Annotated in this window: 4 protein-coding genes; 3 read left to right on the top strand and 1 reads right to left on the bottom strand. The window is 64.5% G+C overall.

The features are described from left to right. Positions 1-571: 3-oxoacyl-[acyl-carrier-protein] synthase III C-terminal domain-containing protein (locus tag ON34_RS28740; protein ID WP_040785458.1), on the top strand; the 571-nt coding region annotated here is incomplete at its 5' end. Here the strand turns inward: ON34_RS28740 and ON34_RS28735 are convergent. Next, positions 545-1,483: a M56 family metallopeptidase gene (locus ON34_RS28735; protein ID WP_040785454.1), complete on the bottom strand. Its 939-nt coding sequence runs from the start codon at positions 1,481-1,483 to the stop codon at positions 545-547. The two genes, ON34_RS28740 and ON34_RS28735, sit on opposite strands and share 27 nt — an antisense overlap. Positions 1,484-1,871: 388 nt before the next feature. Between ON34_RS28735 and ON34_RS28730 the strand changes: the two genes are divergently transcribed. Together ON34_RS28730 and ON34_RS28725 are read left to right on the top strand one after the other, a co-directional pair. Next, positions 1,872-2,969, top strand: coding sequence for a ParB/RepB/Spo0J family partition protein (locus ON34_RS28730; protein WP_083889855.1), 1,098 nt, complete (start codon positions 1,872-1,874; stop codon positions 2,967-2,969). Between the two features lie 99 nt (positions 2,970-3,068). Next, positions 3,069-3,425: a BlaI/MecI/CopY family transcriptional regulator gene (locus ON34_RS28725; RefSeq protein WP_040785451.1), complete on the top strand. Its 357-nt coding sequence runs from the start codon at positions 3,069-3,071 to the stop codon at positions 3,423-3,425. The last annotated feature ends 166 nt before the right edge of the window (positions 3,426-3,591 follow it).

Raw genomic sequence — 3,591 nt, 5'->3', positions numbered from 1 at the left:
GGATGGTGGTGGTGCGGTGGTGTTGTCGAAGCGGGGTGGGTTCGCTCGGTTGCTTGCTATTGATTCGGTCTCCGACCCAGAACTCGAGCGCCAGCACCGTGGCGGCGAGCAGCTCTTCCCGCCCGGAATCACCGCGGGAGCCACCCTCAATTTCGATGAGCGAATGGACTACTGCCGCCGCGAGCCAGAGCTGGGCGAGCGCCCGCTGAGTGATTTCGGCGCCACTCTGATCGCCACGGTTGAACGGGCCTTGAAGGACGCCGGCGTCGCTTGGGACGACATCGCGCGCGTTGTTCACGACGGGTTCACACACGAGGGGTTGCACGCGATATTCCTGGACCCGTTGGGAATCGAAGAGGAACGCGGGATCTGGGAGTACACCCGGCGAGTGGGACACGCGGGCCCGGTGGACCAGATCCGCGGGCTGGACTACCTGTGGCGCTCCGGTGCCGTCGGCGCCGGTGACCGGGTATTGCTGATGAGCGGGGGACCGGGGATGGAGGCCGCGTGTGCCGTCCTGGAGATCACGGCGCCCTATCCGGGCTCAGACGAGAACGGCGATGTGCAGTAGCGCGACGGTCAAATGGAACGGCACGGAAGCCGCCGCGCTCGCCGCCGCGGCCCGCGTCATCTGACGCCGCAGCGCGCCCGGGGCGTTGCCGCGGCGCAGCGCCAACCGCGTGAGGCGGCGTTCGATCGAATGATCGGCCATTCCCAGCGCGACTGTGGGGGTACATCGCAACGCCATACACAGCAACGCCGTTCGCACGGCATCGGGACCGCACGCACGAGCGGCAGCCGCGTCGGCCGTGAGTTCGACCAATTCCGCCACCGCGGCGGGAGCGTGCCGGAACAGGGGTAGCGCGGGAATCGTTTCGGCGAGAATCTGTATCCAGAGCAGCAAGGCGTGGTGACGACCCCGCAGGTGGGCGCGCTCGTGCGCGAGGATCGCCGACGAGGCCGCTGGTCCGAGCCGGTATACCCCCGCCGTCGCGACGATCACGTCCGTGTGACCGCTCAAGCTGAAGGCCACGGGGTCGGGATGGTCGATCCACAGGATATTCGGGTTGCGCACGTCGGCATCGGCAACCATCCGCAGCATGCCGATATGGGCATCGGAGGCACGCATTCGATCCCGGGTGGCCCGCGTGACCCGCAGCGCGAACCAGATCGTCAGGGCCACGAAGGCAGCGACTTGGACTATGCCGATACAGCGCTCGACAGTGGGGGATGCGCCGTGGGCTACCGACCGCCACGTTCGATGGTCGAAGATCGAGTCGGGTACCAGGGATACTCCGTGACCGGGCAGCAGGATCACCACTGCGCTGGCCGTCGCCGCCACCACGACGCCGACGACCGCGGCGAGCCAGGCCGCGAGCACGGCAGCGGGGTCGCGGACGGCGGGATCGAGACGGTGTAGTACGGGAGGGGCGAATATCCCGACCATCACCGCGGAGAGAAGAAGCAACGCTGCCGAGAACAAGGCAGTCTCCTTTCACCTACGGTCTTGTCCAGACCACACTTCTCGGGGCCTATGCGACACGCCGATAAATGACTTCGTCCGATCCGGAAGAGCTATGAGTCATCTGCTCACGCATTATCTCGACGCGGTACGGCGGCCGGTCTCGCCGAGCCGCGTCGAGGTGACGGCTCCGAAGTGCGGCAGACACACCGTCCCCCCATCGACAAACTGTACTGATACAGCGGGATAGTCATATTCCTTGTGCCGCAGAGAGTCTGACATGTTCCGGGGATTTTCCCGCAGTGACCGGACAATCCTTGCCGCCTACTAAGGGCCTTAGTACCTTTGGGTGCGGCTCATCGGCAGGTCCCCCGAGGATCGCCGACTACGACCAGGGGAGGAGTCGCCAATGTCCGAACCGATCTGTGAGTTTCACACCCCGGAAGTGGCCCGCGCACCGTACGTGCGGTGGGTCGACGGTGTACCCCGAGTGATATCGATAGAAAGCGTTCCGATCAGTCTCGTTCCGATAAAACTACTGGCATATGGCAATTCGGTGCGGCAGGCCGGAGAGGATGCGGCGCACACCCAGATGCTGGCGGAAACGGAGACGACTCTGCCTCCGATCGTGGTGCACCGCGGCACCATGCGCGTGATCGATGGGATGCATCGTGTCCGGGCTGCTCTGCTCAACGGCCGGACCGCCATCGAGGCGCGGATCCTGGACTGCGACGAAGACGAGGCATTCCTTCTGGCGGTGGCGGCGAACATCCGACACGGTCTCACCCTGAGCAGCGCAGACCGCAAGGCCGCAGCGGGACGGATGATCACACAGCATCCGGATTGGTCCGATCGCGCGGTCGCCGCCGCGACCGGGCTCTCGGCGAAAACAGTCTCGACAGTACGAGCCGCGTGTTCGACTGCGGGCGAGTCGCAGTTGAACTCCCGCGTGGGGAAGGACGGTCGCCTGCGTCCACTCGACAGCACGGCGTCGCGGCGTCGCGCCGCCGAGCTGCTTCAGGAGAATCCTGACGCGGGTCTTCGCGAAATTGCACGCGCGACCGGGCTTTCACCGGCGACAGTCGCGGATGTACGGCAGCGAGCGCTACGGGGCGAGGATCCGGTTCCGGATCGCTATCGGCGCCGGATGGAGGTGCAGGCGGACAAGCCGGTCCCGACTATCAAACGGTCCATCTCGATGGCGAACACGGCAGCGGATCCCGATGTACTGCTGGCGAAGCTGAGGAACGATCCCGCCCTGCGATACAACGAAGCCGGTCGGCAAACGCTGCGCTGGCTTTATCAGCACATGGTCGACAGCGGTAGCTGTCACGACGTCGCATCCAACCTGCCCGGCCACTGGTCGGAGGTGGTCGCGGAGTTAGCTTTGAGCTGCGCTCAGACCTGGAGGTCGCTGGCCGAGCGATTATATGATGACGCGCGAAGAAGCGCGGACGGCGGGTCTGAGGCAGTGTCGGGGCAAAGCGATTCGGCATCGTCATCGTGATAATTCCGGATCGGTTTACTCCAACCGGATTACACCTCTCGTCACAATCGTGTGAGCATCGGCCGCCCATGGCGGCCGATCTGTCCAGGGAGGTGCGGAGTGCTCGGGCTCGGCGATCTCGAAGCTGTTGTGATGAACATGCTTTGGCGTGCCGATCGATCGATGAAGGTGCGTGAAGTCCGCGACGAATTCGCTGCAATCGATCGGCACCTCGCCTACACGACTGTGATGACAGTGCTGGACAACTTGCACCGAAAGGGCTGGGTTTCGCGTTATCTGGACCACGGCGCCTACCGATACAGCCCGGCGTTGAGCCGGGAGGAGGCCGCCTCCCGCGCATTGCGTCAGGTCCTCGAAGAATCCGGGAACGCGAGGGGCGCTTTGCTCCAGTTCGTTCGTTCGGCCAGCGATCAGGAATCCTCGATACTCGAGGCGGCATTGCGCAGCAGGCGCTGACGAGAAACACCGCCTGATCGTCCGTTCAGGACGGACGGGACTCCCTCATTGTCTGCCGCTGCGGGCGAAACTTACTATCGCCCAGACGAATTCGACGGACCCATTGGTCATGCAGGTTCGACCTGCTTCTCATATTCTCCGATGCCGCCGGACAGGGGTGCCGCAA

Origin of the sequence: Nocardia pneumoniae NBRC 100136 (assembly GCF_000308755.1) — a bacterium.
In the GTDB taxonomy this organism is placed as follows: Bacteria; Actinomycetota; Actinomycetes; order Mycobacteriales; family Mycobacteriaceae; genus Nocardia; species Nocardia pneumoniae.
The sequence above is the reverse complement of the archived record's forward strand: the minus strand, read 5'-3'. Positions and strand labels throughout refer to the sequence as shown.